The organism is Martinezella sp. CNPSo 3732, assembly GCF_057784515.1.
Genome location: NZ_JBXSOO010000012.1, coordinates 38,606 through 65,396 on the forward strand (window position 1 = coordinate 38,606; position 26,791 = coordinate 65,396).

Here is a 26,791-nt window from a genome sequence, read left to right on the forward strand (position 1 = left end):
TCCGGGAAATAGTCTGGAAAAGTTGTGCCTGCTGCGTAATTTTAAAGTGCCGCAGCGACCTTTGCGCATCATATTTGACGCGCGGCGCTGTAGTGCGGTATGGCAAATGGATGACAGAGATCAAGGACGGCATCAGATGAATCTTTTCGAAGGACATGGAAACCGCGAGGCGAAAGTTCGCTATCTCGACGGCGATTTCCAGATCCTGATGCCTGGCTCCTACGTGGTCTGCGCCATGACCGGCAAACATATTGCGCTCGATGAACTGCGCTATTGGAGCGTTGCCCGGCAGGAGCCTTATGCCGACGTTATCACCTCGCTCGAAGCCGAAAAGCGCGCCGGCGCCTTGCCCAATCAGAAGCGCTGATTTCTCGCTGAGTAGCTGATCTAGTTTTAAGCCGTTTTGCCGTGCTTTTCCCGCAAACGCCGCTCTCGCGCGGCTGCAATGGCCCTGTCGATAATCAGGGCTGGAGCCTGCGGATCGGCAAAGACCATATCGATCTCGATCACCCTGCAGCGCCGCAAGAGTTCATCGGCCCGGCCATGATGGCCGATCAGGCGCACGTAGTCCTTCGATGTGGTGACGATCTCCAGCCCTTCACGCGAGGCGATCTCGAGCATGTCGGAGACGTCGTCCTCGCCAGGATGCTCATGATCGCCGAAGCTGCGTGCGACGGCGATATCGGCCCCCAGCGTCTCGACCGTGCGGAAGAACTTGGTCGGATCGGCGATGCCGGCGAAGGCAAGCACCTTGCGGCCGCGCAAATCCTCCTGCCCGCGCACTCTGACGCTTGCAGAAAAGAAGGGCTTCCCCGCCCTTGCCGCAAGTCGAACGACACGATCGGCGGCAGTGCCCTCGCCGACTTTCAGGAGGCCGGACGCATAGAGGAGCTGCGTGCGCAGTGGCGCACGCACAGGACCGCCGGGAACGAGATGGCCATTACCGATGCCTCTGCTGGCATCGATCACCACCAGCGCGTAATCGATCGCAAGCTGCGCACTCTGGAAGCCGTCATCCATGATGATGAGGTCGGCGCCCTCGCGCACCAGCCTTTCCGCACCATCGGCTCGGCGACGGGCAATGACCGTCAGCGCCTCGCGGGCGAGCAGCAGCGGCTCGTCGCCAACGGCCGTGGCATGATGATGCGAGGGATCGACGATCGTCGTGACATCAAGCGAACCGCCATAGCCGCGGCTCAGAAAGCCCGGGTTCAACCCCTTTGCCTTGGCAGCCTGAGCGAGCGCAAGCGCCGTCGGCGTCTTGCCGGCGCCGCCGACCGTGAAATTACCGACGCAGATAACAGGCACCGGCACGGAAGCCCGTTTGCTATTCGCCATGCGATGCCCGGCGATACGGCCGTATAGGAACGAAAAGGGTGAGAGCCCCCAGGCACGCCAATCCGGCTTTCGCCACCAGAAGGGTGGGGCTTCCGATACCATGCGTCTAGTCCAGCCCTATTCTCGTGCCTGCAACAAAGCGGCAAGAAAGGCCAGATTGCGTGAAAAAGCAAGCCACTGCCAGGATCAGGCCGATTGCGCCACAGGCATGAGCAGGCCTTCCAGCTCGGTAATGTCGTTGAGGCAATAGTCCGAAGCGGCCGTCAGCGTCTCGCGCGAGCCGGTGCCCGTCAGCACGCCGACGGTCAGGCCGACGCCGGCGTTGCGGCCCATATGGAGATCGTGATTGTTGTCGCCGACGACGGCGACCTGTGCGGGCGAAAGACCAGTCGCCGCGTAGAAGCCGAGCACCATGCCCGGCTCCGGCTTCGTGCCGAAGCCGCTGTCATAGCCGGCGATGTAATCGATATAGTCGATGAAGCCGAAGCGGCGCGCCGTCTGGCGGATGGAGCGCTCATTGTCGCTGGAGGCGACACCGAGCTTGTATCCGCGCTCATGCAGGCGCTGGAAGAAGGCGGCGAGATCGGTGACGGGCGAGGAGAAATCGGCCGCATGCGCAAAAAGCGCGTCGAGCTTTTCAACGAGCTCCGTGACGCTTACTTTCGAGCCGGCAGCCACCAACCCCTCGGAGATCTGCCTGGTATTGCCGGCCGCGAGCAGGCTGTCGGGCACGATATGGCCTGTGATCGGGTCCATACCACAAGCGGACAAAAGATGATCTGCCAAGATCGGGTCATCCTGAGCAGCGATCCTGGCGAGCTCACGATTGACCGGCAGCCAGCTCTGGTCATAGTCGAGCAACGTGCCGTCCTTGTCGAAAAGAATGCCCGCAATCGCTCCCAGCTTCGCCGCTGTCATACCCTTCCCTTCTTATCCGTTCGCCATCGTCTTCGGCATCAGCCGCGCCTTGACCGAAAGCGGATTGATATAGGGCTCAAGGCCCTTGACCGTTGCGGCCAGCGCGCCTCGCATTTCATGCACGGCTGCGAAGCCGGCATCGATCATACCGCGTCGTGCCGTGTCGTTGGTAAGCAAATAATGCACGCCGCGCGCCAGCATCTCGGTATCGCGCACCATGCGGGCGCTGCCGCGGCGAGCGAGCAACTGATAGGAGTCGCGAAAATTCTGGACATGACCGCCCGTCAGGATCGCGCAGCCGAGCATGGCCGGCTCGAGCGGGTTCTGGCCGCCTTCGTTGAACAGCGACTTGCCCATGAAGGCAACTTCGGTCATCCGCAGATAGAGTCCCATCTCGCCGATCGTATCGCCGAGAAAGACATCGACATCGGGCGAAAGGATGTCGTTGCGGGTGCGGCGCGCCACTTTCAGGCCTTGCTCCACGAGCATCGCCTCGATCGCGTCGCCGCGCTCGGGATGGCGCGGCACGATGATGGTGAGTTGGCCATTATGCTCCTTGAGCATCGAATGGACGGAGGCTGCAGCGCCCTCCTCGCCCTCGAAAGTGGAGACAGCGGCCCAGGTCTTGCGGTTGCCGATCTGCTTCGTGTAGCTGGCAAGCGTCGGCGCATCGTAGGACGGCGCGTCCGTATCCACCTTGAGATTGCCCGATTTCAGAACCTGCAAAGCGCCGAGATCGCGGAAGCGTTCGGCATCGAGGTCGGACTGGGCCACGACCAGCGCCAGATTTTCAAACAACGCCTCGGCAAGCGAGAGATGCCGGCTCCAGCGTTCAAAGGATCGATCCGACATGCGGGCATTGACGAGGATCTGCGGGATTCGCTTGCGGCTAAGTTCCATGATCGTCGTCGGCCAGATCTCGGATTCGGCAAAAATAGCGCAATCGGGCTGCCAGTATTCGAGGAAGCGCTTCACAGCGGGCTTGAGATCGAGCGGCACGTATTGATGGATGACTTCTTCGCCAAGGCGCTGGTGCGCAACCTTGGCCGAGGTCATCGTGCCCGTCGTCAGGATGACGTGAATGTCGCGGCGACGGATCTCGCGGATCAACGGAATGACGGCCGAGGTTTCCCCCACGCTTGCGGCATGGAACCAGATCAGCGGCCCCTGCGGACGGTTGGCGCTCGCATAACCCGAGCGCTCCAGTTTGCGGGAACTATCTTCCTTGCCCTTGGCCGCGCGGACGGCGAGATAAGGCCCGATAAACGGATAGACGGCGATTCCACCAAAGCGATAGGCGCTCAAGGCAAGACGCGCCCTGAGGCTACTCATTTTGTTCGCCTCCTATCCCAGCTGATCACCATCAATGCCAAATCCCGATTATCAAACGGCCGAATAAACAGCCGAATTTTCGTTCTTATTGTGTCAAAGATACTGCTTCATGACCGGATTTAAAGCGACGAGGCTGTACCGGATAGAGATATCAAATGCAAAATTTGGTGCGAGGCGAGCTCAGGATGCCGCTTTTTCCTGCGGATCGAGCAAGCGATGCAGGTGGACGATGAAATAACGCATATGGGCGTTGTCAACGGTCTGCTGCGCCTTGGATTTCCACGCCGTCAAAGCGCTTGCATAATCGGGATACATGCCGACGATATCGAGCTCATTGAGGTTGCGGAACTGGACCTCTTCGAGGCTTTCCAATTCACCGCCGAAGACAAGGTGCAGGAGCTGCTTTTTGCCGCTGGTATCAGTCATTTTCGTCTCTTTCTACTGTCGTCCCCCTCCGCCCTTCATCTGCGGGATTTTGACCGAAAGGTCAACCGTCTCGTCGATGTGAAAGCTGGCGGAGAAACTCAGGTAATTGCGATGCCGATGCACCGCAAAGCTCTTCATGCGATACTTCGGCGCGGTTGTAGCTGAGGGTATTGCCCGAAAGGTCCACAAGCGCGCCGCCGGCCCGCTCCAGAATGAGATCGGCGGCGGCGAGATCCCAGTCATGCGAGTTGCGCTTGACGATCGTTCCCTCCAGCCTGCCGTCCGCCACCATGGCGAGACGATAAGCGAGCGACGGCACGTGCTTCACACGCTCGACCATCTTGCGGAAATCCGGATCGACGCCCTTCAGCATATCCTCGCCGGTCGCCAGCCGATGAACATCATCGCCCACCCTTTGCGAAACGCGGATCGGTTTGCCGTTCTTAATGGCCTCACTGCCGGCCGTCGCCACGAAGAGCTCGTCCAGCGCCGGCGCATAGAGGACACCCGCCACCGGCCGGCCGTCTGTGACGACGGCAACGCTGACGCACCATAAATCCAGGCCGGAGAGAAAACCTCTGGTGCCATCTATCGGATCGACGACGAAGACGGTCGCGTGCTTCAGACGCTCGGCGTCATCATCGGTTTCCTCGGAAAGCCAGCCATAATCGGGCCTTGCGGTACGAAGCGTGGCGGCAAGGCTTTCGTTCGCGGCAAAATCCGCGGCGCTGACCGGGGACTGGCCGTTATTCTTCCACCAGACTTCCGGCGATTGCCGGAAGAAACCGAGAGCGATCTTGCCCGCCTCGAGCGCGGCACCCACGATCAGGTCCACGTCGCTCAATTGGCTGGCCTTGCTATCGATCATTGACTAATTCCAATCTCCGCTCGTTTATCAGCGGCCCGCCAGCGTCATGCCCTCAATGGCAAGCGTCGGGGCAGCGATGCCGAAATCGCGGTCGATGTCGTTTGCCGGCGTCACACGCATGAACATGTCCTTCAGGTTGGAAGCGATCGTCACCTCCGAAACCGCGAAGGTCAATTCGCCGTTCTCGATCCAGAAACCGGTAGCGCCACGGCTGTATTCGCCTGTTATCATGTTGACACCCTGGCCGATCAGCTCGGTAACATAGAAGCCCGTACCGACGTTGCGGATCAGCTCCTCGGGCGAAATATCGCCGGGTTCCAGCGCTAGGTTGGTGGAAGCAGGCGATACGGACGTGCCGCCGCGCACACCGCGGCCGTTGGTCTTCAGCCCGCCGCCGATTTCCCGCGCCGTCGCCGTGGACAGGAACCAGGACTTCAGCACGCCGTCCTCGATCATGACGAGCCGCTTGCCGGACACCCCTTCGCCGTCGAAGGGGCGCGAGGACGGACCGCGCACGATCAGCGGATCGTCCGTGATCGAAAGCCCGGCCTTCAATACCTGCTGGCCCATTTTGTCGCGCAGGAAGCTGGTCTTACGGGCGACGGAAGCGCCGTTGATAGCACCGGCAATATGGCCGACGAAGCCGCGCGCTACGCGCGGGTCGAAAACGACGGTGACGTTCTTGTCCGTCGGAACCTGGCGCGGATTGAGGCGCTTGACCACACGTTCGCCGGCGCGGCGGCCGATCTCCTCGGCCGCATCAAGATCGGTAAAATACAGGCGGCTGTCGAAATCATAGTCGCGCTCCATGCCGGTGCCTTCACCAGCAATGACGCTGACGGAGCGCCCGAAGCGCGAGCCCATATAGTGGCCGGCAAAACCATGCGAGGTGACGAGCACGAGGCCGCCCATACCAGCCGAGGCGCCAGCCCCGGAAGAATTGGTGACGCCCGGAACAGCGAGCGCCGCGGCTTCGGTCGCAAGCGCAGCTTCGCGCAGTTGCTCCGTGGAAACTTCGGTCGGATCGAACAGTTCGAGATCCGGGTAGCTCTTGGCAAGATCGGCATCGTCAGCAAGGCAGGCGAAGGGGTCTTCCGGCGAAACCTTGGCCATTGCGACTGCGCGCTCGGCAAGCGCATTCAGATCGAAGCCTGGATTGGCGGAAACGTTGGCAACACGGTTGCCGACAAACACCCGCAAGGAAAAGTCATCGCTCTCGGAGGATTCCGTACCTTCGACCTTGCCGAGGCGGACGCTGACGGAATGGGCTCTCGACCGCACCACAACGGCATCGGCCGCATCCGCACCGGCTTTCCGGGCGAGGTCGATCAGCTGGCTGGCACGGGAAAGCAGAGTGGCGGAATCGATTTCAGAGGTCATGACTTGGCCTTTCCTTCGCGTTCCATTTATTGTGCACTACATAAAGCATCAAGGGCGGCAAAGCCGATTCTTGTTCTAATCCCTTCACGCATGGCTGTTTATCATGACCAAGCGCCGCAACACCGCCTGCCCCACGGAAAGAAACAGACGATGTCCGCCCCCAATACGCTTTTCACCGAAACCCTGCTGCTGCTCGGCGGTGCCGTCGTCACGGCGCCGATCTTCAAGAAACTAGGGCTTGGCACGGTGCTCGGCTATCTCGCCGCAGGCGTTGTGATCGGGCCTATTCTCCACAGCATCAGCGACAGCGAGGCCGTGCTCGCCGTCGCCGAACTCGGCGTCGTCTTCCTGCTCTTCATCATCGGGCTGGAACTGAAGCCGTCCCGCCTCTGGCAGATGCGCCGGGATATTTTCGGCCTCGGCACGGCGCAGGTTGTTCTCAGCGGACTTGCATTGATGGTGGCCGCCTATGTCGGCGGCGTTGCCGGCTGGAAGGGCAGCAGCATCATCGGCTTCGGCCTGGCGCTTTCCTCGACCGCCTTCGCGATGCAGATCCTCGAACAGCAAGGCGACGTCAACACGAAATACGGTCAGCGCTCCTTCTCGATGCTGCTGCTGCAGGATCTCGCCATCGTGCCGTTGCTGGCGCTGATCACCGTTCTCGATGGCGCGCAGGAAACCGCCAATCCCCTGCCGAGTCTCGCCATTGCCATCGGCGCGGTCGCGGCGATGATCATCGCCGGCCGCTACCTATTGACGCCGCTATTCCAGGTGATCGCTCGCACCGGTGCACGCGAGGCGATGATTGCCGCAGCCCTGTTCGTGGTCATGGGATCGGCAACGCTGATGCAGCTTGCCGGCCTTTCGATGGCGATGGGTGCCTTTCTCTCCGGCGTGATGCTGGCGGAATCCTCCTATCGGCATGAGCTGGAAGCGGATATCGAACCCTTCCGCGGCGTGCTGCTCGCCATTTTCTTCATCGCCGTCGGCCTGTCGCTGAAACTCGACGTCATCCTCGACAACTGGGTGATGATCGTGCTCGCTGTCCCGGTGATGATGGTCATCAAGGCGGTCGTAATCTATGCGCTCTGCCGCATAGCAGGCTCGCCGCATAATGATGCTGTCCGTATCGCCGGACTGCTGCCGCAAGGCGGCGAATTCGGCTTCGTGCTCTTCAGCGCGGCCAGCGCCAGCGGCAATCTTTTCTCGGCGAACACGGCATCGATGCTGATCGCCATCGTGACGCTATCGATGGCGCTGACACCGCTCAGTTCCGCGCTGGCGAAACGGCTGGTGAAGGGCGATACGCGGGAAGAGCTGGACGAGGATTTCGAGGGCGCCGGTTCCGATGTGCTGATGATCGGCTTTTCGCGTTTCGGCCAGATCGCCGCACAGATCCTGCTTGCCGGCGGCCGCGATGTCACTGTCATCGATTTCTCCGCCGACCGCATCCGCCAGGCATCGAGCTTCGGTTTCCGCATCTATTTCGGCGACGGCACCCGCAAGGACGTGCTGCGCTCCGCCGGCATCGACCGCGCCAAAATCGTCGTCGTCAGCACGCATCTGCGCGAGGTGACCGACAAGATCGTCGAACTCGTGCAGACGGATTATCCGCATGCGCGCCTTTTCGTCCGCTCTTATGATCGTATTCACTCGATCGAACTGCGTCACAAGGGCGTGGATTATGAGCTGCGCGAGACGCTGGAATCCGGCCTGCTCTTCGGCCGCCGCACCCTGGAAGCACTTGGCGTCAGCGAAGCCGAGGCCTATGAAATCGGCGAGGATATCCGCAAGCGCGACGAGCAAAGGCTCGTACTGCAGGTGAGCGAAGGCCTGCAGGCCGGGACAGACATGCTCTATTCGCGCCCGGTCAAGCCAGAACCGCTGGTCAAGCCGAAGCGTGCCGCCGAGAGCTACAGCGACGCAGACGATCTCGTCGCTCTGCCGCAGGAGGAGCCGGAGCGGGCTTAGTCGCTTCGTTTGCGCGGTCCTGGAGTAAGCACAGCCAGCAGCTTATAGGCGGATACTAATTCTTCGCGGTTATCACCCGGTCGAGGGCGAATTTCAGCTCGTCCTTGACGCCGGCCGACATGGCGAGGATATCGCGCGCCTTCAGAAAATCGAGGACGCCGGTGCGGCCGACGGCGGGGCGCAGGAAGATTTGCGGCGCCTGCAGGCGTAGCTTCAAGGCAATATTGGACTGCATGGTGAGCTGCCCGGCACCGAACAGGCTCTCGATACGGTTCGGAACCTGTCGGCCACTGCCTTCCGGCCCGCCGACGACGTCGATGCCGATGATGATATCGGCAAGCCCGGCCAGATGCTCGTAAGGAACCGGGTTCATGATGCCGCCGTCGATCATCACGCGGTCTCCGAGCTTGACCGGCATGAACACGGCGGGAATGGCGGCAGAGGCGGCGAGCACGGGGAAGAGCTCGCCCTTCTCGATGACGACCTCCGCCTGGTCGTAATAATCGGTCGTGACCACCTTCAGCGGAATGTGGAGCTCGGAAAAGCTTTCCGGGATGGCCGGCGGCAGGAAGGTGCGCAGAATGCGTTCGAGATTGAACTGACCGAAGCGGATGCTGCGCATGCTGACCGGCCGCAGGCTCCAGATTTTGTTGAGAACGGCCGGGCGATTACCGACGGTTGCCAGCGTATAGTCGCGGATCTCAGCGCCACTCATGCCGACGGCCATAGCGGCGCCCATGATCGAGCCGATAGAGGAGCCTGCTATGGCGACGGGGCGGATACCGAGCTCGTCCAGCGCCTCTATGATATGAATATGGGCGAGACCGCGCGCACCGCCGCAGCCGAAAGCGACTGCGACGGTCGGCGTGCCGGAGGCGGCGAGCGGATAATCGCTGCCGACGAAATCAGCATAATCGCCCATATTGTTCTCCTTCCTCCGTCAGGCCGCCAGCGGCTGGTAACGGAAGAAATGCATCTTGCTGTCGCCGAAGGTTCGCTCCTCCAGAAACAGGAAATCCGATGGCGCGGCAACTGTGACATCGGCGCGCTCCTCGAGGATCGCCAGAGCGCCCGGCACCAGCCAGCCACCGGCGGCGGCAGCCGCGAAAGCCTTCTCACCTAGCCCCTTGCCGTATGGCGGATCGGCGAAGAGAAAATCGAAAGGTTCGAGATTGCCGACGCTGCCGAGATCCGTCGCATCGCGCCGCAGCATGCGCGTGCGGCCGTGCAAGCCGAGGGCATCGATGTTTTCCCAGAGAAGCCCCCTACCCTCGACGCTGCTTTCCACGAAGAGCACATGGCGGCAGCCCCGCGAAGCTGCCTCCAGCCCGACTGCGCCGGTGCCAGCAAACACATCCATCATCCGCGTGCCGTCGATGGCTTCCGGATAGGCGTGGTTCAGGATGTTGAACAGGCTTTCGCGCGTGCGATCCGCCGTCGGACGAATATCGTTCGACTTCGGCGTTGCAAGCGAGCGACCGCGAAACTCACCGCCGACGATCCTCACCGCGCGTCAGCCCCTGCCGCCCTTGGGACCGCCCCTGCCGGGGCCACCCCGCCCAGAACCGCCGCGCGGACCGCCGGATGGGCGCCCTGCGCCACCGGGCTTGCCGCCAAAGCCGCGCGAACCACCGGGTCTTCCACCCGGCTTGCCGCCAAAGGATTTGCCGCCGCCTGGCTTCTTGCCAAAAGGCTTGCCTGCCGGCCGATCGCCGAAGGAGCGTTCGCCTTGCGGGCGATCACCGAATGGTCGGTCACCACGCGGCGGGCGATCACCAAACGGACGATCCCCCTGTGGGCGAGCGCCGCGGGGGCGTTCGGAGCGCTGTTCGCCGCCGAAAGATTTGCTACGCGGACGCTCGTCTCCCTCGGCGCGCGGGCGCCGGTCGCCACGGGGTTTGTCACCGAAAGGCCGGTCTCCACGCGCGGGCCGATCTCCGAATGAACGCTCGGAGCGGGCTTCGCCCTGGAAGGATTTCGCACGAGGACGATCGCCACCCTCAGACCGCGAGCCGCGCTCTCCGCGAGGACGGTCACCAAACGGTCGATCGCCGCGGGCGGGACGGTCACCCTGAGGGCGGTCGCCGCGCGAGCGCTTACGATCGAAGCCCTCGTCGTCGCCACGCGAGCGGCGCGGAGCTTCCTCGCTCGAACGGATCCATTCGCCATCACCCTCGTCGACGCGATTGATACGGACGCGCAGGCCTTCGTCCGGACGATCGAAGCCGCTGCGCTGCGGGCGTTCAATCTCGCCACGGCGAGAGGCGGTCTTTGCATTCTTGGCGGCCTTCGCTGCCGCCTTTTCACCGAGCGGGCGGGCGCCTGGTGCCATCCAGACATTGGCGCTGCGGCGTGGGCCGAGCGGCTGGCGCTTCGCGCGATCATCATCCTTGTGACCACCATCACGACGATCGTCACGCTTGGAATCGCGTTTGGTATCGAGGCGGCTCAGCGCACGCTCGCGCTTGTCCTCGGGACGCTCGCGGCGCGGGCGCTCTTCCTTGGCCGTACGAGCCGGCTTGGTATCCGCCTCTTCGGGCTCGGCAACGGCCGGGGCGTTATAGAGCGGCGCATCGAAATTCGCCTTGGCATCCTCGACCAGGCGGGGACCGAGCTGGTCGCGCAGCGTACGACCGCGCACCTCTAGCACGTGGCCTTCCGGCAGCTCGCCGAGCTGGAACGGGCCATAGGAGATGCGGATCAGGCGATTGACCTCGAGGCCGAGCGCGCCGAGCACGTTCTTGATTTCGCGGTTCTTGCCTTCGCGCAGGCCCATGGTGATCCAGACGTTGGAACCCTGCGTACGGTCGAGCGTTGCATCGATCGAGCCGTAAAGCACGCCGTCGACGGCAATCCCTTCCTTCAGCTTGTCGAGCGCTTCCTGATCGATCTCGCCATGGGCGCGGACGCGGTAGCGGCGCAGCCAGCCGGTGGTCGGCAATTCCAGAACGCGGGCAAGACCGCCGTCATTGGTCAGCAGCAGCAAACCCTCGGTGTTGATGTCGAGACGGCCGATCGACAGGACGCGCGGCAGCTCTTCCGGCAGGTTGTCGAAAACGGTTGGACGCCCTTCCGGATCGGCATTAGTGGTCACGAGGCCTGCCGGCTTGTGATAGAGCCACAGACGCGTGCGCTCGATGCCGCGGATCGGCACGCCATCGACTTCGATCTTGTCGGCGAGGGTCACGTTGACCACGGGCGTATCGAGGAGCACGCCGTTCAGCTTCACGCGGCCATCCAGGATCATGCGTTCGATATCGCGGCGCGAGGCCACGCCGGCGCGCGCCATCACCTTGGAAATGCGCTCGGCCTTTCCATCCTCGACCGCGCTCTCGTCCGCAGCTTTGACGGCTGCGACCTTCGCAGGCTTCGCGCCATCTCGTTTTACCGTCTTCTTGTCGCCAGCAAAGGGTTTAGACCCAGGCCGCTTGGGCTTGTCATTCATCGTCATTTGTTGTTTGCCTGAATTTTTAACGCGTGTTCCTATCAGGTCACGCCCTTGCGGTTAAGTGGAAAAACTTGAATGGCGGCTACAAATCAATTCATGGAGCTTGCTTTGGCCGAAGCGCGCCGTGCCGGAGAGCGTGGCGAAGTGCCGATCGGCGCCGTAGTCGTGCTCGACAACAAGGTCATCGCCACTGCCAGCAACCGCACCCGTGAGCTCAACGACGTCACCGCACATGCCGAAATCGTCGCCATCCGCCTGGCCTGCGAGGAGCTGGGCCAGGAACGTCTTGCGGGCGCCGATCTCTATGTGACGCTGGAACCCTGCACCATGTGCGCCGCTGCCATTTCCTTCGCGCGCATCCGCCGGCTCTATTATGGTGCCGAAGATCCGAAGGGCGGCGGTGTCGACAATGGCGTGCGCTTCTATCGTCAGCCAACCTGCCACCATGCGCCGGAGGTCTATTCCCGCCTCGGCGAAACCGCATCCGCCGACATCCTCAGAGGCTTCTTCCAAGCGAAACGCTCCGAAGACTGAAAAGCGGCGGTTTACAGCGTCGTGCGTCTTTCAAGACACGCGACGCTGTAACACTTTAAAATTCTGCATAATTTTCCCTTAAATCGATTCCGATTTAAGGAATTATGCAGCTGCCGCCGCCTTGAAATCTTTTTACTGGAAAGGCTTCCACCAGCTGCTGTTGTTGGTCTGCTGCGCAGCCTCGGCATCCTTCTTGCGCTTCTTTTCCTTCTTCGACTCAGGCGTGCCGAGATCGTTCAAAGCAGCCTGATCGGATACCTGGCGATATTGCTGAGGCGGGTCGATCAGATAGCGACGTTGATCGATATAGGTGCCGGCCTGGTCCTGACGGGCGGCGCGATAGGCAGCCGTCTGCTGCGCTTCGCTCAGATGGTTCTTGGCGCTGTCGGCCTGAGCCAGCGGCGAGCGATAGTTGACATCGTTCTTCTTCTCGTCGGCTTCTGCGGCAAGGCGCTTGCGGGCATCTTCCGGCGATTCCAGCCAGGCCGGGTTGTCCTTGCTGGCCAGCGACTGCTGCGGCTGAGTCAGGGTGTTCTTGTCACCAGCGACAACCAAGCCGGGTCTGTTCGGGTATTTTACACCCTTGTCCTTCGGCGTCGCGGCAGAAACGGAGGCGATATCGCCGAGGTCATCGAGGAGCTGAACGCCGGCCGTCTTGTCGGTGCCGTAAGTCGGGCTGCTAAGGCAACCGGACATCGCGCCGCAGCCAACCACAAGTGCCGCCAAGCTGACGCCGACACGAACCTTATGCATCGCTCTCATGAAAACCCTTCCCAGCCATGCCGGAATAAACGTAACAGGACCCCATTTCACGGCAACTGCCGTAAAAATCAGGCCATTTTCAGGCAGCTTTTACCGGATGAACGCCGCAAAGGCAATTCACCCGGCAATTTTCTTCAGTTGACAGCGGCAAGTTCGCGCAGCGCCGCAGCGTCGCGCGCCGAGACATCCGGATATTCCGGATCGGAGCCGACATCCGTCGTGATGCGCCAGGAACGGGCGCACTTTCGGCCTTCCGCGAGCTTCGGAACGACGCTGACCTTGGCATCGTCATCAAGGCGGAAGGCATCCGCAGGCCCCTGTTCGCCAAGGACGGTGATACCGGAGGTGATGCAGATTTCCGAGAAGTCCTGGCCTTCGAGCACCTTCAGCAGCTCTGGATCGGCGATGTAAACGACCGGGGCAGCTTCCAGCGACGAGCCGATGCGCTTGTCCTTGCGCTCGATTTCCAGCGCGCCAGTGACGACGCTGCGCACGGCGCGGATCTTCTTCCACTTCTCGGCCAGCCCCTCGTTCTTCCACTCGGCCGGAACGGTGACGAACTGCTCGAGATGAACGGAGACCGCCGAGGGATTGCGCGACAGCCATGCCTCTTCCGTGGTGAAGGGCAGCATCGGCGCCAGCCACGTCACCATGCAGTCGAAGATCGTGCGGATGACGGCCAGCGAGGCGCGGCGGCGCAGGCTCGACGGAGCATCGCAGTAAAGGGCATCCTTGCGGACGTCGAAGTAGAAGGCCGAAAGCTCGACATTGGCGAAATCGATCAGGGCGCGGGCGATGCGCTTGAAATCGAAGGCGTCGTAGCTTTCGCGCACCAGCTCGTCGAGCTCGGCGAGACGATGCAGCATCAGCTGCTCCAGCTCCGGCATGTCGGTATAGGCGAACACTTCGCCCTTGTCGTGCGCCAAAGTGCCGAGCATCCAGCGGATGGTGTTGCGCAGCTTGCGATAGGCATCGACATTGGTCTGGATGATGGCCTTGCCGACGCGCAAGTCCTCAGAATAGTCCGACGTCATGACCCAGAGGCGGAGGATGTCGGCGCCGGCATCCTTCATTACCTCTTGCGGCGAAGTGACGTTGCCCTTGGACTTCGACATCTTCTCGCCCTTCTCGTCCATGGTGAAGCCATGGGTGAGGACGGCATCGTATGGCGCACGGCCACGCGTCGCGGCACTTTCGAGCAGCGACGAATGGAACCAGCCGCGATGCTGATCGGAGCCTTCGAGATAGAGGTCGGCCGGCCATTTCAGATCCGGGCGGTCTTCCAGCGTGAACGTGTGGGTCGAACCGGAATCGAACCAGACATCAAGGATGTCCATGACCTGCGTCCAAGGCTCGTTGGCCTTCTCGCCGAGGAAGCGCTCGCGCGCGCCTTCCGCGAACCAGGCATCGGCGCCCTCCTGCTCGAAAGCCTCGAGGATACGGGCGTTGACGCCATCGTCCTGCAGGATGTTGCCCTGCTCGTCGACGAAGATCGCGATCGGCACGCCCCAGGCGCGCTGGCGCGACAGGACCCAATCGGGGCGCTGCTCGATCATGGCGCGCAGGCGGTTCTGGCCGGCAGCCGGCACGAAGCGGGTGTCGTCGATCGCCTTCAGAGCGCGCGAACGCAGCGTCGAACCATCCGCGAAGTCCTTGTCCATATAGACGAACCATTGCGGCGTGTTGCGGAAGATGACCGGCTTCTTCGACCGCCAGGAGTGCGGATAGGAGTGCTTCAACCTGCCACGCGCAAAGAGCGTGTTCGTCTCGATCAACGCCTTGATGACGAGGTCGTTGGCATTGCCCTTCTTGCCGTTGTCGTCCATGACACGGCCGCCTTCGAAGCCCGGGGCATCGGCGGTGTAGAAGCCCGCGTCGTCGACCGGGAACGGGATGGCGGAGGAGATGCCGCGCTTTTCGAGATCGCGGGCGTGCGACGTCCAGGCGTCAAAGTCTTCGCGGCCGTGGCTGGGCGCCGTGTGCACGAAACCCGTGCCGGCATCATCGGTGACGTGGTCACCGTCGAGCAGCGGCACCTTGAAGCTGTAGCCAAGCGAGGCGAGCGGATGAGCACAGGCGAGCGCGGCCAGATCGGCAGCGGTCACGTCGCCGAGGCGCTTATATTGCAGCTTTGCCTTGGCGAAGGATTCCTCGGCGAGCTTGTCGGCAAAGATCAGCTTCTCGCCGGGACGCGGGCCGAAATCATTGGCAGCTCCCGTGACCTCATAGAGGCCGTAGGACACGCGCGAGGAGTATGCGATCGCGCGATTGCCGGGGATCGTCCAGGGGGTGGTCGTCCAGATGACGACGAAGGCGCCGGCGAGATGCGCCGGGCCTTCAGCCACCGGGAACTTCACCCAGATCATGTCGCTCTCGACATCGGCATATTCGACTTCGGCTTCGGCAAGCGCCGTCCGCTCGACCACCGACCACATGACCGGCTTGGAGCCGCGATAGAGCTGACCCGTGCGAGCGATCTTCAGGAGTTCGCCGGCGATGCGGGATTCCGCATGGAAGTTCATTGTGAGATAGGGATTGTCGAAATCGCCCGTGATGCCCAAGCGCTTGAACTCCTCGGACTGGATCTTGATCCAGCCGGCGGCGAAGTCGCGGCATTCCTGGCGAAACTCGTTCACCGGAACCTCATCCTTGTTCTTGCCCTTCTCGCGGTACTTTTCCTCGATCTTCCATTCGATCGGCAGGCCGTGGCAATCCCAGCCGGGTACGTAGTTGCTGTCATAGCCGCGCATCTGGAACGAGCGGGTGATGACGTCCTTGAGGATCTTGTTCAGCGCATGGCCGATGTGAATATGGCCATTAGCGTAGGGAGGGCCGTCATGCAGCACGAACTTTTCGCGGCCAGCGGCGGAAGAGCGCAGCTTCTTATAGAGGTTCATCTCCTCCCAGCGCTTCACCAGCTCCGGCTCCTTCTGCGGCAGTCCGGCGCGCATCGGAAAATCGGTTTCCGGCAGGTAAAGGGTCTTGGAGTAATCCATCTTTTCAGCGGTATCGGTCATAGTCGTGACAATTGCCTCGGTGTCTCGGGCGTCTTGCGCCTGAACTGGCGCAGCCATACGGGGATTTTTCGGCGGCGGAAAGCGCCTCTTGAACGAGACGCCAAAAACCCGGACCTTCCGGCAGCTTACAGCGCGCGGAAGGCCGGGCCAATAATTCGTATCGCGTGGCTCAGCCGAAATTGGGTCATGGTCGCCGGTTCATAGGCGTTTTTTCCAGGGAAAGGAAGAGGAAACAGTCGCGGCAACGCACAGAAAGGCCGCGGACGTTTCCGTCCGCGGCCAATTTGAGGGTCTATCTAATCAGGCTCGTACTGCTGCCCGTGTTGGCACGACCGCATTGACGATAACGGCCACGACGATATTGGCGAGAAGCGCCAACAACCCCGTATAGACGGTGAAGCCGGTTTCGCCGAGCGGAACCATGTGCAGCGGCTTCCAGCCAGCATCCCAGACCAGATAGGTGCCGCCAAAAAAGCCGACGAACCAGCCGGCAAGCAGACCGGGCGCACGGAACCATTTGGTATAGAGACCGAAAACCAAGGCCGGCAGCGTCTGCAGGATCCAGATGCCGCCGAGCAGCTGCAGATCGAGCGCGAACTGCGTCGGCAGGAAAATGATGACCAGCAGCGCGCCGACCTTGACGACAAGCGAGGTCATCTTGGCGACCTTTGCCTCGTCGGCATCGGAAACCTGCGGATCGACATAGGCCTTCCAGAAGTTGCGGGTGAAGAGATTGGCAGCGCCAATGCTCATCACGGCCGCAGGCACCAACGCCCCGATAGCGATGGCTGCGAAGGCGAAGCCTGCAAACCAGCTGGAGAACAGGGTCTGGAATAGCGCCGGAACGACATCGTTCGGGCTGTCCAACTTGAGCTGCGCAGCATGGCCCATATAGCCCAGCAGTGCCAGCAGGCCGAGCAGCAACGTATAGGCCGGCAGGAGCACCGCATTCTTGCGGATGGTGTTGCCGCTGTTGGAGGCGAAGATGCCGGTCAGCGTATGAGGATACATGAAGGCTGCCAGTGCCGAGCCGAGCGCCAAAGTCGCGTAGGCGACGTACTGGTTGCCGCCAAGCAGCAGGCTACCCGCCCCCTTGGCCTTGAAATCCGCATCGGCCGCCGCAAAGACATTTGCATAGCCGCCAAGCTTGGCGGGGATAAGGGCAATGGCCGCGATCACAACGATATAGATCATGATGTCCTTGACGAAGGCGATCAGCGCCGGAGCGCGAAGGCCGGCCGAATAGGTATAGAGCGCCAGGATGATGAAGGCGATTGCGAGCGGCAGTTCGCCATGAAGTCCGAGCGCCTTGAACACCGCCGTCATGCCGACGAGCTGCAGAGCGATATAGGGCATGGTGGCGATAACGCCCGTCAGAGCGACCGCCAGTTCCAGCGCCCGCGAGCCATATTGCCCGTGGACAACATCGCCCGCCGTGACATAGCCGTGATCCTTCGCGCGCTTCCAGAGAAGCGGCATAACCATGAAGACAAAGGGATAGACGACGATCGTATACGGCAGCGCGAAGAAGCCATAGGCACCGACCGTGTAGACCAGGGCTGGAACTGCGATGACCGTATAGGCGGTGTAAAAGTCGCCGCCAACGAGGAACCAGGTGATCCAGGTGCCGAAGGTGCGGCCGCCAAGGCCCCATTCGTCGATATGGGCCAAGGTCTTCGGCCTACGCCAGCGGGCGGCTACAAAGCCCATAACAGTTACAAGGGCCAGGAAGAAGATGAAGACGGCAAGCGCGGTCGGATCGATATCAGTCATCATGGCGCATGCTCCGATAGGCGATCCAGGTCAGGATAGCTGTGATCGGCACCCACGCCAGCTGATACCAGTAGAAGAAGGGGAATCCCTGCAGAACGGGGTCATGGCTGTTGTAGAAGGGAACCCAAAGCAAACCAATATAGGGAATAACGAGCAGCCAGCAGGCTGCTGTCCCAAAACGTTTATCCATCTCGTGCGCCTTTCGGAAAATGGGCGCGGCGACTCGCACCCGGCTATATGAGCATTGCAGCATCCTTCCAACCCGCTCAAGGCAAAAAGATATTGCAGCGCCGCAATCCCCGCGCGCAATTTGGCAGGTAAAATCAGCTGAAAGCGATGACCCGGTCGAGCTCGCTGAGCGGCTGGACACCGGCGAGCAGCGCCCTCGCCTCATCTTCGTCTTTACGGATTTGCGCGACCAGCGGGTCCAAGCCGTCGAACTTCAGCTCGGGGCGGAGATAGCCGAAGAAGGAGACCGAACAGACCTGTCCGTAGAGATCGCCGCTGAAATCGAAGACGAAGGTCTCCAGCAGCGGCGCGCCATTGTCCGTCACCGTCGGGCGCCGGCCGTAGCTGGCGACGCCATCGCGGATGGTGCCATCGGCCGTCCGGAAGCGGACAGCATAGATGCCTGCCCTCAGCGATGACTCCGGCGGCAGCTGCATGTTTGCCGTCGGGAAGCCGAGCGTGCGGCCGAGCTTCTCGCCGCCGATGACAGGCGCCTGAACGGTATAACGATAGCCGAGCAGACCGGCAGCTTGAGCGACGTCGCCTTCCGCGAGCAGTGCACGAATGCGGCTCGACGAGATGACCTCCGTGTTTTCGTCGCGGAAGGCATCGATCAGGGTCACGCCGAAGCCGTTATGGCTGCCGGCATTCATGAGAAAGGCGGGGCCTCCCTGGCGATCATGGCCGAAATGAAAATCGAAGCCAGTGACGACTTCCGATGCGTGCAGCCAGTCGATCAGGATCGAATGCACGAATTCATCCGCAGAACGCTGCGAGAAAGTACGATCGAAAGGATATTCGATGACGGCGTTGAAGCCGAGCGCCTCCAGCAACCGCGCTCGCAAAGGCGCAGGCGTCAGGCGGAAGACGGGATGATCCGGCCTGAAGACGGTGCGCGGATGCGGCTCGAAAGTCAGCACCAATGCGGGAATGCCGCGCTCCCTGGCGATCTCCAGCGCACGCGTCAGCACCGATTGATGGCCGCGATGCACGCCGTCGAAATTGCCGATGGCGACCACACCGCCCTTCAAGGCATCGGGAAGCGGCTCGCGGGTTTCGTTGCGATGGAAAACGGTCATCGACTGCCACTCTCCTCAGATAAGGCGCGGCATCCACCACTTCGGCGAGGCCTGCTCACGCGCTAAGAAGGCGCCGAGAGCGGCCTCATCCGTATGCCCCTCGACGACATATTCGCGGGCGTGGATGCCATGGCTGATATAAAGAAGATCGAGGCCGTAATCGAGTGCGCCGCGTACGTCGGTCGGCATGCCGTCGCCGATCGCCACCACGCGTGACAGCGGAAACTCGCTTTTCACCTCGCGGGCCGCCGCGATCGCGGCATCGTAGATCGGCTGATGCGGCTTGCCGGCGATGCGCGTCTGGCCGCCGAGCCGCTCATAATAGGCGGCCATGGCGCCGGCGCAGGGGATCATGCGATGGCCGCGCTCGACGACGAGATCCGGATTGGCGCAGATCAGCGGCACGTTGCGGGCCGACCAGGCCGTCAGCATCTCGGTGTAATCGTCAGGCGTTTCAGTCTCGTCATCGAAGAAGCCGGTGCAGACGATGCTTTCCGCCTCGCTAGCCTCGACGCGCTGCACGTCCAGACCTTCCAGAATGCCGATATCGCGCTCGGGGCCGAGCAGGAACACCTTCTTCGGCCCCTCGGCAATCAGCTTGCGCGTCACGTCGCCCGACGTGATGATGCGATCATAGACGCTGTCAGGAACACCGATCGCACGCAGCTGCTCGACGACCTTCGGAGCGACGCGCGGAGAATTCGTGATGAGGACGACCGCAAGGCCTTCGCTGCGGGCAGCTTCGAGCGCGATGGAGGCCTCCTTGTAGGCCGTGACGCCGTTATGGAGCACGCCCCAGACATCGCAGAGCGCAACATCATAAAGTCCGCCGATGTCGCGAAAGCTCTCGATCCGTTTGCCCATGCCGTCCTCGCATCAAATAAATCACGGGCTGACATCGCAAACCGGCTGGCAAATTACAAGAGCGGCATGCAAGGTTTTTGCGTCGCACAAGGCCTGAGCAGCGAGCGTGGGCAAGGTCGGCGAGCGGCAAGATTGCGCAGCGGAAGCAACGGGATGACGGTCTGGAAAAGGCGTGATCCAACCCTGTCTTCACGAGGGCAAAATGAGAGCACCTTTGCAACCACATGCTACGCGGCGCCGCCATGGGCGTTAATCATCCTCAAAACAAGCCGAGGCGCGCCGCAAAAAATTCACAGGGCTGTCCTTGACTCGTCCGGAAGCCACCCCTAAATCACCGTCGCTAGCACTCTCAGAGGATGAGTGCTAACAAAATCCATACGGATCCCCGGTGATCCGTGAATGTCATTTGATCGAGGGATTAGACAATGGCAAGCACCAATTTCCGCCCCCTTCATGACCGCGTCGTCGTTCGTCGCGTCGAGTCGGAAGAAAAGACCAAGGGTGGCATCATCATTCCCGATACCGCCAAGGAAAAGCCGCAGGAAGGCGAAATCGTCGCCGTCGGTTCCGGCGCTCGCGATGAATCCGGCAAGGTCGTAGCACTCGACGTCAAGGTTGGCGATCGCGTTCTGTTCGGCAAGTGGTCGGGCACCGAAGTCAAGCTCAACGGCGAAGACCTTCTGATCATGAAGGAAGCCGACGTCATGGGCATCATCGGCTAATTCAGCCGGTTCCCTTTTCCGATACAGCTGACGGGCCTTAAAGCCCCGAAAACGCGAATTCAGGAGTTTCAAACATGGCAGCTAAAGAAGTAAAATTCGGCCGCGGCGCCCGCGAAAAGATGCTTCGTGGCGTCGACATCCTCGCTGACGCAGTGAAAGTCACGCTCGGCCCGAAGGGTCGTAACGTCGTTATCGACAAGTCCTTCGGCGCTCCGCGCATCACCAAGGACGGTGTTTCGGTCGCCAAGGAAATCGAACTCGAAGACAAGTTCGAAAACATGGGCGCCCAGATGGTCCGCGAAGTCGCTTCGAAGACCAACGACGTCGCCGGTGACGGCACCACCACTGCAACCGTTCTCGCCCAGGCGATCGTTCGCGAAGGCGCCAAGGCTGTTGCGGCCGGCATGAACCCGATGGACCTGAAGCGCGGTATCGACCTCGCCGTTGCAGAAGTCGTCAAGGATCTCCAGGCCAAGGCCAAGAAGATCAACACCTCGGAAGAAGTTGCCCAGGTCGGCACGATCTCCGCAAACGGCGAAAAGCAGATCGGTCTCGATATTGCTGAAGCCATGCAGAAGGTCGGCAACGAAGGCGTCATCACGGTTGAAGAAGCCAAGACCGCCGAAACCGAACTCGAAGTCGTCGAAGGCATGCAGTTCGACCGCGGCTACCTCAGCCCCTACTTCGTAACCAACCCGGAAAAGATGATCGCCGACCTCGAAGACGCGTTCATCCTGCTCCACGAGAAGAAGCTCTCGAACCTGCAGGCCATGCTTCCGGTTCTCGAAGCCGTCGTTCAGACCGGCAAGCCGCTCCTCATCATCGCTGAAGACGTCGAAGGCGAAGCTCTCGCGACCCTCGTCGTCAACAAGCTGCGCGGTGGCCTCAAGATCGCTGCCGTCAAGGCTCCGGGCTTCGGTGACCGCCGCAAGGCCATGCTGGAAGACATCGCCATCCTGACGGGCGGCACTGTCATCTCCGAAGACCTCGGCATCAAGCTCGAGTCCGTCACCCTCGACATGCTCGGCCGTTCCAAGAAGGTTTCGATCTCCAAGGAAAACACCACGATCGTCGACGGCGCTGGCGCCAAGTCCGACATCGAAGGCCGTGTTGCCCAGATCAAGGCTCAGATCGAAGAAACCACCTCCGACTACGACCGCGAGAAGCTGCAGGAACGTCTTGCCAAGCTCGCTGGCGGCGTTGCCGTGATCCGCGTTGGCGGCTCGACGGAAGTCGAAGTGAAGGAAAAGAAGGACCGCATCGACGACGCTCTCAACGCGACGCGCGCTGCCGTTCAGGAAGGTATCGTACCGGGCGGCGGTATCGCTCTCCTGCGCTCCTCCACGAAGATCACTGCCAAGGGTGAAAATCAGGATCAGGAAGCCGGCGTCAACATCGTTCGCCGCGCCCTGCAGTCGCTGGTTCGCCAGATCGCTGAAAACGCTGGTGATGAAGCTTCGATCGTTGTCGGCAAGGTTCTCGACAAGAACGAAGACAACTATGGCTACAACGCCCAGACGTCTGAATATGGCGACATGATCGCCATGGGCATCGTCGACCCGGTCAAGGTTGTCCGCACGGCTCTGCAGAACGCAGCTTCGGTTGCTTCGCTGCTGATCACCACCGAAGCCATGATCGCCGAACTGCCGAAGAAGGATGCCCCTGCTGGCATGCCGGGCGGTATGGGTGGAATGGACATGATGTGATAAGGCCTCAGCCTTAGTACATTTGTTCAATCCGACATTCGGAATTGACGAAGGGCGGCCCTCGGGTCGCCCTTTTCGTTTTTAGCCCTTATGACTTCGGTCCCAAGCCGCCAAGTCTTGCGGTAGCGCAAATTTACGCAAATTGCCCCATTGCCGTTTTCAAAAAAGCTCTTATAAATCGCAGCGCAGCGATTTTAGAGGGTTAGCTGCAATGAACGCAAATTTTACTTACATTCGGCACGATTAATCGGCACCCACGCATGTTTATGATCTTAAGGATCGAGAGGCGTCTGGATTTTTTACTTGAAATGACTTCATAGCTTGGATCACCAAGCCGGAACAAGCATGACAGAAAATGGAAGCAGCAGAACCGAATGCCCTGCCTTTCATCGGATGCGGCATACGGGAAGACATTCCATCCGGAAGACGCCTGGGAATTTGGATACAGCGCGAGGGGGGACCTGGCGCTCAAATGGGGATCATCTTGTTCAAGATTGCCAAGGCCAATTTTTCCGCACCGTTTGCGCCGGGCTCGCTGGAGTTCGAGGGCCATGACCCCGATCTTTTGGCTCAGTTCTGTATTTCCGAGGGATGGACGGGCGATCTTTCAAGCGGCATCATCAAACTTGGGCAGTGGGGCACAATGCTGCATGGGCTGAGTTCCTCGGAATGCGGCCTGCTGAGCCTCATGTATTGTTATGACCTGCAGGATCGGGCCCGTATCCTCGATCTTTTCGAGCAGGCGGCTACGGCCAATTCGTGCTTCTGCTATTCGACGACGATGCTCGGCGCAGGCGGTCATCGTCAGCCGGTCTTTTGCGTTGGCGAATCCGTTGCTGCCGACAAGCAGCATGCCGGCAGCATGGTCGGCGTTTTCCTGTTTCCACGCTTCAAGCTGGAACCGGGCAGCCAGCTCGCCACCCGGCAGTAAACAGCTGTCGATGCTGGTCGGGTGAGTTCACCCAACCAGCTATCGGGCCTAACGTGATCAATCCCGCTTCGGAATGCTGAGACCGCGCTGGCTTGCCGGACGCGCAAGCGCGCGGTCCAGCCAGGCCATGACCGAGGGGAAACTTTCGAACTCCAGAACCTCGCGGCCACCATAGAAGACGTCGACGCCGCGAACCCAGGGGAACGTGGTGATGTCGGCGATGGTGTATTCATCGCCCATGATCCATTCGCGCCCCTGCAGGCGGTTCTCCAGAACGCTGAGCAGGCGCTTGGCCTCATCGCGATAACGCTCGACCGGATAGGGGTTATTGGCGACCTTTTCGGCCGCAAATTTGAAAAAATGGCCAAACTGGCCGAACATGGGACCGACACCTGCCATCTGGAAGAAGACCCATTCAAGGGTCTCGTAGCGCCCGGCTGCGTCGCTCGGAATGAGTTTTCCAGTCTTTTCCGCCAGATAGACCAGGATCGCACCGGATTCGAAAAGACCGATCGGCTTGCCGTCGGGGCCATTGGGATCGATGATTGCAGGAATGCGGCCGTTCGGGTTCAGCGAAACGAATTCCGGGGATTTCTGATCGTTGGTGCCGAAGGAGATCAGATGCGGCTCATAGGCCAGACCGAGTTCCTCCAGAGCGATCGAGACTTTGACACCGTTCGGCGTCGGCAGCGAATAGAGCTGGATAATATCCGGATTGCTGGCAGGCCAGCGCTTCGTGATCGGAAAGGACGACAAATCGGCCATGGGCTGCTCCTGAAAACCATGATTTGACAACTGATTTGGCGCCACAATAGCCGATACGGCTCGTATGGGAAGAGCGATCTAAGCGGATCATTGTTCAATGATTGTGAACTAATTGTACGCAGTTGTTTATCTTTTCAACTCCTCGAAAATCACGAATATCTGTCTTCAGAAATTGTCGCCACCCGATCCCAAGTGAATTTACCGGAGACTGTCATGTCCAACACCAACAACATCATCATTCTTGTGGCGCGCATCCTGCTCGCCTTCATGTTCATCTTCGCCGGTTTCGGCAAGCTGACGGATCCGGCCGGCACCGCGGGCATGATTGCCGGCGCTGGTATGCCAGCCGCAACGCTGCTCACCTATCTTGCCGGCGCCTTCGAATTCGTCACCGGCGTCTGCGTCCTCATCGGCTTCCAGATCCGCATCGTCGGCTGGCTGCTCGCCGCCTTCTGCGTCTTCACCGGCGTCGTCTTCCACCTGCCGACCGTCAATGTTCCGGACTTCCCGGCAGCCGCCAATGGTTGGATCAACGGCCTGAACTTCGTGAACTTCCTAAAGAACATCACGCTGGCCGGCGCCTACATCATGCTCGCCACCAACGGCGCAGGCGTCTACTCGGTCGACGCTCGCCGCGGTGCCTACGCAGCCGCCTAAGCGCTGCCTATCTCCCAAGACAAAAGGCCCGCCGGAATTCCGGCGGGCCTTTTTACGTCAAATGTTTGAGAAATCAGAGTGCACTGCGCACGGCTGATATGATGCGCTCAACCATCGGATCGCCTTCATGACTCGGCTTGCGCGCGCGCACCAGACAAGCCTCCGAGCGCAGGATGATGCCATCAGACAGGATCTTCAGATGGTTCGCTCTCAGAGTCGAGCCGGTGGAGGTGATGTCGACGATGATATCGGCCGAGCCGGCAGCAGGTGCCCCCTCCGTCGCACCCAGGCTCTCGACGATGCGATAGAGCTGTATGCCGTGCTGGCTGGAGAAGAACTGCTGCGTCAGCCGCCAATATTTCGTCGCGACCGTCAGCCTGTGACCATGACGGGCACGAAAATCGGCTGCGACATCACCGAGATCGGCCATGCTATCGACGTCGAGCCAGATTTCCGGCACAGCGACGACGACATCGGCATGACCGAAACCGAGCCTAGCGCAGAATTCGACCCGGCGATCGGCCTCCGCCATGCCCTCACGTACGAGGTCTTCACCGGTAATGCCGAAATCGACGCTGCCATTGCCGATCTCTCGCGAGATTTCCGAGGCTGACAGGAAGGCGATCTCGACTCCGTCCCAACCTTCGACACGGCCGCGATAGGAACGATCGTTACCGACGGCGACGATCGGCATTCCGGCACGCTCGAAGATCGCGGCGCAATCGTCCTTCATCCGGCCCTTGGAAGGAAGCGCTATCGTGATGGTCATCAGGCTGCCCTCGCGGTTTCGATACGGTCGAGCCAAAGCGCGAAGCCGACAGCCGGGATATGGTTCTTGGCACCGAGCAGGGTCATCAGCCGGTCGAAGCGGCCGCCGCCGGCGAGCACCGCGCTCGACCCTTCCGCCGTCACCTCGAAGACGAGGCCGGTATAGTAATCGAGCGGGCGACCAAAGGCAGCACGATAGTCGATCTTAGAGGCGTCGACACCGGCGTAGGCCAATGCCGCGACGCGGGCATCGAAGCTTTCCAAGGCCCTGCCCAGCTTCAGACCTGCCGCGTCGGCGAAGCCCGCCAGTGCGGCGGAGGCATCCGAAAGCGGCACGCTCAGGGACAAAAACTCCTCCAGCACGCGGAAGGCCGCATCGTCGAGCCGCGTTTCCGATAAGACCAGCTTCTCGCGAAGGCGGCGGGCGATCTCCTGCGGCGAGCGGCTGGCGTTGGTCGAATAGCCGGTCGCGTGCATGGTGGCGTCGATATGCCTGACCAGCCCCTGCTCGTCGCCACGGCTCAGGAAATCGAGCACATGGGCATCGAGCCCTGTGACCGGCTGCGGGCTTGCAAGATGCGCCAGCAAGGTTTCGAGCTGCATCATGTTGCCGAAAGCGTGGATCAGCCGCTTCTGCCAACCGGATGGCAAGCCGAGCGCCTGTACGACAGCCTCGAACACGGCCTGATCGCCAAGTGTCACGGAGAACGGCTTGCCGGGCACCACGCGATCCAGGATACCGATGGCATCGCTGATGGCGCGGGCATCGGCGTTCGCCGTATTGCCATCACCCAAATCCTCGATGCCGGCCTGGTAAAATTCATGGCCGCCTTCGCGGCGCTGGCGGAAGATCTCGCCGAGATAGGAATAGCGCTTCGGCGTGCCGGTGGCGGTCTCGATATGGCGCAGGCAGACGGGAATGGTGAATTCCGGGCGCAGGCAAAGGCTGGCGCCGGTTTCGCTTTCAGTCATGAAGATGCGCCGGCGAAGATCCTCGCCGGCCATGTCGAGAAAGGGTTCGGCCGGCTGGATGATGGGCGTATCCACCCTATCCGTTCCGCGAACGGAGAATTCGTCCAGCAGATCGCTGGCAAAATTCGGGAGGTTAATCAGGGGCATGGGGCTATTCTCCCCTTCTCCCCGACGGGGAGAAGGTGCCCGACAGGGCGGATGAGGGGGCCGAGGAACGAAGGGACGAGGATTCTGAGCGCCAACGTACGAATAGCTCGCGTGAGCCCAGAGCCCCCCTCATCCGGCCCTTCGGGCCACCTTCTCCCCGAGGGGAGAAGGAGAAAACGAGACTG

At 61.1% G+C, this 26,791-nt stretch carries 25 protein-coding genes; 7 read left to right on the forward strand and 18 right to left on the reverse strand.

What is annotated here, in order from left to right:
• Positions 1-136: 136 nt before the first annotated feature.
• Positions 137-367: a DUF2093 domain-containing protein gene (locus AC13RM_RS19350; RefSeq protein ID WP_069612411.1), complete on the forward strand. Its 231-nt coding sequence runs from the start codon at positions 137-139 to the stop codon at positions 365-367.
• A gap of 26 nt (positions 368-393) precedes the next feature.
• Here the strand turns inward: AC13RM_RS19350 and lpxK are convergent, their stop codons facing one another.
• The 6 genes from lpxK to AC13RM_RS19380 all read right to left on the reverse strand — a co-directional run bounded on the left by lpxK (position 394) and on the right by AC13RM_RS19380 (position 6,262).
• The gene (gene lpxK, locus AC13RM_RS19355; RefSeq protein ID WP_440478799.1) at positions 394-1,440 is read right to left on the reverse strand and encodes a tetraacyldisaccharide 4'-kinase; all 1,047 of its coding nucleotides are present in this window, start codon (positions 1,438-1,440) and stop codon (positions 394-396) included.
• Positions 1,441-1,524: 84 nt separating this feature from the next.
• On the reverse strand, positions 1,525-2,256 hold the full coding sequence (locus AC13RM_RS19360) for an HAD family hydrolase (RefSeq protein WP_285174413.1): 732 nt from the start codon (positions 2,254-2,256) through the stop codon (positions 1,525-1,527).
• A gap of 12 nt (positions 2,257-2,268) precedes the next feature.
• Positions 2,269-3,588, reverse strand: coding sequence for a lipid IV(A) 3-deoxy-D-manno-octulosonic acid transferase (waaA, locus tag AC13RM_RS19365; protein WP_374820178.1), 1,320 nt, complete (start codon positions 3,586-3,588; stop codon positions 2,269-2,271).
• Positions 3,589-3,768: 180 nt separating this feature from the next.
• Positions 3,769-4,014 (reverse strand): DUF4170 domain-containing protein, encoded by a 246-nt coding sequence (locus tag AC13RM_RS19370; protein ID WP_092709484.1) that lies wholly within the window; start codon positions 4,012-4,014, stop codon positions 3,769-3,771.
• 61 nt (positions 4,015-4,075) lie between these two features.
• Positions 4,076-4,882 (reverse strand): 3'(2'),5'-bisphosphate nucleotidase CysQ, encoded by an 807-nt coding sequence (locus tag AC13RM_RS19375; protein ID WP_374820176.1) that lies wholly within the window; start codon positions 4,880-4,882, stop codon positions 4,076-4,078.
• A gap of 27 nt (positions 4,883-4,909) precedes the next feature.
• The gene (locus tag AC13RM_RS19380; protein ID WP_374820174.1) at positions 4,910-6,262 is read right to left on the reverse strand and encodes a TldD/PmbA family protein; all 1,353 of its coding nucleotides are present in this window, start codon (positions 6,260-6,262) and stop codon (positions 4,910-4,912) included.
• A gap of 150 nt (positions 6,263-6,412) precedes the next feature.
• Between AC13RM_RS19380 and AC13RM_RS19385 the strand changes: the two genes are divergently transcribed.
• Positions 6,413-8,233 (forward strand): monovalent cation:proton antiporter-2 (CPA2) family protein, encoded by a 1,821-nt coding sequence (locus AC13RM_RS19385; RefSeq protein ID WP_374820172.1) that lies wholly within the window; start codon positions 6,413-6,415, stop codon positions 8,231-8,233.
• 55 nt (positions 8,234-8,288) lie between these two features.
• Here the strand turns inward: AC13RM_RS19385 and AC13RM_RS19390 are convergent, their stop codons facing one another.
• The 3 genes from AC13RM_RS19390 to AC13RM_RS19400 are packed head-to-tail and all read right to left on the reverse strand — an operon-like array spanning position 8,289 to position 11,684.
• Positions 8,289-9,155: a patatin-like phospholipase family protein gene (locus AC13RM_RS19390; protein WP_374820170.1), complete on the reverse strand. Its 867-nt coding sequence runs from the start codon at positions 9,153-9,155 to the stop codon at positions 8,289-8,291.
• Between the two features lie 18 nt (positions 9,156-9,173).
• Positions 9,174-9,740, reverse strand: a complete 567-nt coding sequence (gene rsmD, locus AC13RM_RS19395) for a 16S rRNA (guanine(966)-N(2))-methyltransferase RsmD (RefSeq protein ID WP_095434065.1) — start codon at positions 9,738-9,740, stop codon at positions 9,174-9,176.
• Between the two features lie 6 nt (positions 9,741-9,746).
• Positions 9,747-11,684, reverse strand: a complete 1,938-nt coding sequence (locus tag AC13RM_RS19400; RefSeq protein ID WP_488555431.1) for a pseudouridine synthase — start codon at positions 11,682-11,684, stop codon at positions 9,747-9,749.
• Positions 11,685-11,756: 72 nt separating this feature from the next.
• On the opposite strand from AC13RM_RS19400, the gene AC13RM_RS19405 reads away from it, so the two are divergent.
• The gene (locus AC13RM_RS19405; protein WP_374820168.1) at positions 11,757-12,215 is read left to right on the forward strand and encodes a nucleoside deaminase; all 459 of its coding nucleotides are present in this window, start codon (positions 11,757-11,759) and stop codon (positions 12,213-12,215) included.
• A 132-nt stretch (positions 12,216-12,347) separates the two neighbouring features.
• On the opposite strand, the gene AC13RM_RS19410 is transcribed toward AC13RM_RS19405, so the two are convergent.
• The 6 genes from AC13RM_RS19410 to AC13RM_RS19435 all read right to left on the reverse strand — a co-directional run bounded on the left by AC13RM_RS19410 (position 12,348) and on the right by AC13RM_RS19435 (position 19,938).
• Complete coding sequence (locus tag AC13RM_RS19410) at positions 12,348-12,977, reverse strand: hypothetical protein (RefSeq protein ID WP_095434063.1); 630 nt, start codon at positions 12,975-12,977, stop codon at positions 12,348-12,350.
• 134 nt (positions 12,978-13,111) lie between these two features.
• Positions 13,112-15,994 carry an isoleucine--tRNA ligase gene (ileS, locus tag AC13RM_RS19415; protein ID WP_374820166.1) on the reverse strand — a complete coding sequence of 961 codons (2,883 nt, stop codon included), beginning with the start codon at positions 15,992-15,994 and terminating at the stop codon, positions 13,112-13,114.
• 300 nt (positions 15,995-16,294) lie between these two features.
• Positions 16,295-17,770: a monocarboxylate uptake permease MctP gene (gene mctP / locus AC13RM_RS19420; RefSeq protein WP_113233152.1), complete on the reverse strand. Its 1,476-nt coding sequence runs from the start codon at positions 17,768-17,770 to the stop codon at positions 16,295-16,297.
• A complete protein-coding gene (locus AC13RM_RS19425) occupies positions 17,760-17,957 on the reverse strand; it encodes a DUF3311 domain-containing protein (RefSeq protein WP_374820164.1) in 198 nt (65 codons plus the stop codon). Before AC13RM_RS19425 ends, mctP begins: the two co-directional genes overlap by 11 nt.
• Before the next feature lie 133 nt (positions 17,958-18,090).
• On the reverse strand, positions 18,091-19,074 hold the full coding sequence (locus tag AC13RM_RS19430; protein WP_374820162.1) for a bifunctional riboflavin kinase/FAD synthetase: 984 nt from the start codon (positions 19,072-19,074) through the stop codon (positions 18,091-18,093).
• Positions 19,075-19,089: 15 nt separating this feature from the next.
• Entirely contained in the window at positions 19,090-19,938 is an 849-nt protein-coding gene (locus AC13RM_RS19435; protein WP_374820160.1) for a TIGR01459 family HAD-type hydrolase, read from the reverse strand.
• A 425-nt stretch (positions 19,939-20,363) separates the two neighbouring features.
• On the opposite strand from AC13RM_RS19435, the gene groES reads away from it, so the two are divergent.
• The 3 genes from groES to AC13RM_RS19450 all read left to right on the forward strand — a co-directional run bounded on the left by groES (position 20,364) and on the right by AC13RM_RS19450 (position 23,297).
• Positions 20,364-20,660, forward strand: coding sequence for a co-chaperone GroES (gene groES, locus AC13RM_RS19440; protein WP_113233149.1), 297 nt, complete (start codon positions 20,364-20,366; stop codon positions 20,658-20,660).
• Between the two features lie 74 nt (positions 20,661-20,734).
• Complete coding sequence (gene groL / locus AC13RM_RS19445; RefSeq protein ID WP_488555432.1) at positions 20,735-22,366, forward strand: chaperonin GroEL; 1,632 nt, start codon at positions 20,735-20,737, stop codon at positions 22,364-22,366.
• A gap of 472 nt (positions 22,367-22,838) precedes the next feature.
• Positions 22,839-23,297: a hypothetical protein gene (locus tag AC13RM_RS19450; RefSeq protein ID WP_285174426.1), complete on the forward strand. Its 459-nt coding sequence runs from the start codon at positions 22,839-22,841 to the stop codon at positions 23,295-23,297.
• Between the two features lie 57 nt (positions 23,298-23,354).
• On the opposite strand, the gene AC13RM_RS19455 is transcribed toward AC13RM_RS19450, so the two are convergent.
• Positions 23,355-24,062 carry a glutathione binding-like protein gene (locus AC13RM_RS19455; protein ID WP_285174427.1) on the reverse strand — a complete coding sequence of 236 codons (708 nt, stop codon included), beginning with the start codon at positions 24,060-24,062 and terminating at the stop codon, positions 23,355-23,357.
• A gap of 213 nt (positions 24,063-24,275) precedes the next feature.
• Between AC13RM_RS19455 and AC13RM_RS19460 the strand changes: the two genes are divergently transcribed.
• The gene (locus AC13RM_RS19460) at positions 24,276-24,719 is read left to right on the forward strand and encodes a DoxX family protein (RefSeq protein ID WP_374820157.1); all 444 of its coding nucleotides are present in this window, start codon (positions 24,276-24,278) and stop codon (positions 24,717-24,719) included.
• Between the two features lie 73 nt (positions 24,720-24,792).
• Here AC13RM_RS19460 and hisG read toward each other — a convergent pair whose 3' ends face one another.
• A complete protein-coding gene (hisG, locus tag AC13RM_RS19465) occupies positions 24,793-25,488 on the reverse strand; it encodes an ATP phosphoribosyltransferase (protein WP_113232103.1) in 696 nt (231 codons plus the stop codon).
• A complete protein-coding gene (locus tag AC13RM_RS19470) occupies positions 25,488-26,606 on the reverse strand; it encodes an ATP phosphoribosyltransferase regulatory subunit (protein WP_374820155.1) in 1,119 nt (372 codons plus the stop codon). Before AC13RM_RS19470 ends, hisG begins: the two co-directional genes overlap by 1 nt.
• Positions 26,607-26,791 lie beyond the last annotated feature (185 nt).

Coding starts and splice junctions, on each gene's coding strand:
- AC13RM_RS19350 (WP_069612411.1), top strand. CDS start 137: ATGAATCTTTTCGAAGGACATGGAAACCGCGAGGCGAAAGTTCGCTAT.
- lpxK (WP_440478799.1), bottom strand. CDS start 1,440: ATGGTATCGGAAGCCCCACCCTTCTGGTGGCGAAAGCCGGATTGGCGT.
- AC13RM_RS19360 (WP_285174413.1), bottom strand. CDS start 2,256: ATGACAGCGGCGAAGCTGGGAGCGATTGCGGGCATTCTTTTCGACAAG.
- waaA (WP_374820178.1), bottom strand. CDS start 3,588: ATGAGTAGCCTCAGGGCGCGTCTTGCCTTGAGCGCCTATCGCTTTGGT.
- AC13RM_RS19370 (WP_092709484.1), bottom strand. CDS start 4,014: ATGACTGATACCAGCGGCAAAAAGCAGCTCCTGCACCTTGTCTTCGGC.
- AC13RM_RS19375 (WP_374820176.1), bottom strand. CDS start 4,882: ATGATCGATAGCAAGGCCAGCCAATTGAGCGACGTGGACCTGATCGTG.
- AC13RM_RS19380 (WP_374820174.1), bottom strand. CDS start 6,262: ATGACCTCTGAAATCGATTCCGCCACTCTGCTTTCCCGTGCCAGCCAG.
- AC13RM_RS19385 (WP_374820172.1), top strand. CDS start 6,413: ATGTCCGCCCCCAATACGCTTTTCACCGAAACCCTGCTGCTGCTCGGC.
- AC13RM_RS19390 (WP_374820170.1), bottom strand. CDS start 9,155: ATGGGCGATTATGCTGATTTCGTCGGCAGCGATTATCCGCTCGCCGCC.
- AC13RM_RS19400 (WP_488555431.1), bottom strand. CDS start 11,684: ATGACGATGAATGACAAGCCCAAGCGGCCTGGGTCTAAACCCTTTGCT.
- AC13RM_RS19405 (WP_374820168.1), top strand. CDS start 11,757: ATGGCGGCTACAAATCAATTCATGGAGCTTGCTTTGGCCGAAGCGCGC.
- AC13RM_RS19410 (WP_095434063.1), bottom strand. CDS start 12,977: ATGAGAGCGATGCATAAGGTTCGTGTCGGCGTCAGCTTGGCGGCACTT.
- ileS (WP_374820166.1), bottom strand. CDS start 15,994: ATGACCGATACCGCTGAAAAGATGGATTACTCCAAGACCCTTTACCTG.
- mctP (WP_113233152.1), bottom strand. CDS start 17,770: ATGATGACTGATATCGATCCGACCGCGCTTGCCGTCTTCATCTTCTTC.
- AC13RM_RS19425 (WP_374820164.1), bottom strand. CDS start 17,957: ATGGATAAACGTTTTGGGACAGCAGCCTGCTGGCTGCTCGTTATTCCC.
- AC13RM_RS19430 (WP_374820162.1), bottom strand. CDS start 19,074: ATGACCGTTTTCCATCGCAACGAAACCCGCGAGCCGCTTCCCGATGCC.
- AC13RM_RS19435 (WP_374820160.1), bottom strand. CDS start 19,938: ATGGGCAAACGGATCGAGAGCTTTCGCGACATCGGCGGACTTTATGAT.
- groES (WP_113233149.1), top strand. CDS start 20,364: ATGGCAAGCACCAATTTCCGCCCCCTTCATGACCGCGTCGTCGTTCGT.
- groL (WP_488555432.1), top strand. CDS start 20,735: ATGGCAGCTAAAGAAGTAAAATTCGGCCGCGGCGCCCGCGAAAAGATG.
- AC13RM_RS19450 (WP_285174426.1), top strand. CDS start 22,839: ATGGGGATCATCTTGTTCAAGATTGCCAAGGCCAATTTTTCCGCACCG.
- AC13RM_RS19455 (WP_285174427.1), bottom strand. CDS start 24,062: ATGGCCGATTTGTCGTCCTTTCCGATCACGAAGCGCTGGCCTGCCAGC.
- AC13RM_RS19460 (WP_374820157.1), top strand. CDS start 24,276: ATGTCCAACACCAACAACATCATCATTCTTGTGGCGCGCATCCTGCTC.
- hisG (WP_113232103.1), bottom strand. CDS start 25,488: ATGACCATCACGATAGCGCTTCCTTCCAAGGGCCGGATGAAGGACGAT.
- AC13RM_RS19470 (WP_374820155.1), bottom strand. CDS start 26,606: ATGCCCCTGATTAACCTCCCGAATTTTGCCAGCGATCTGCTGGACGAA.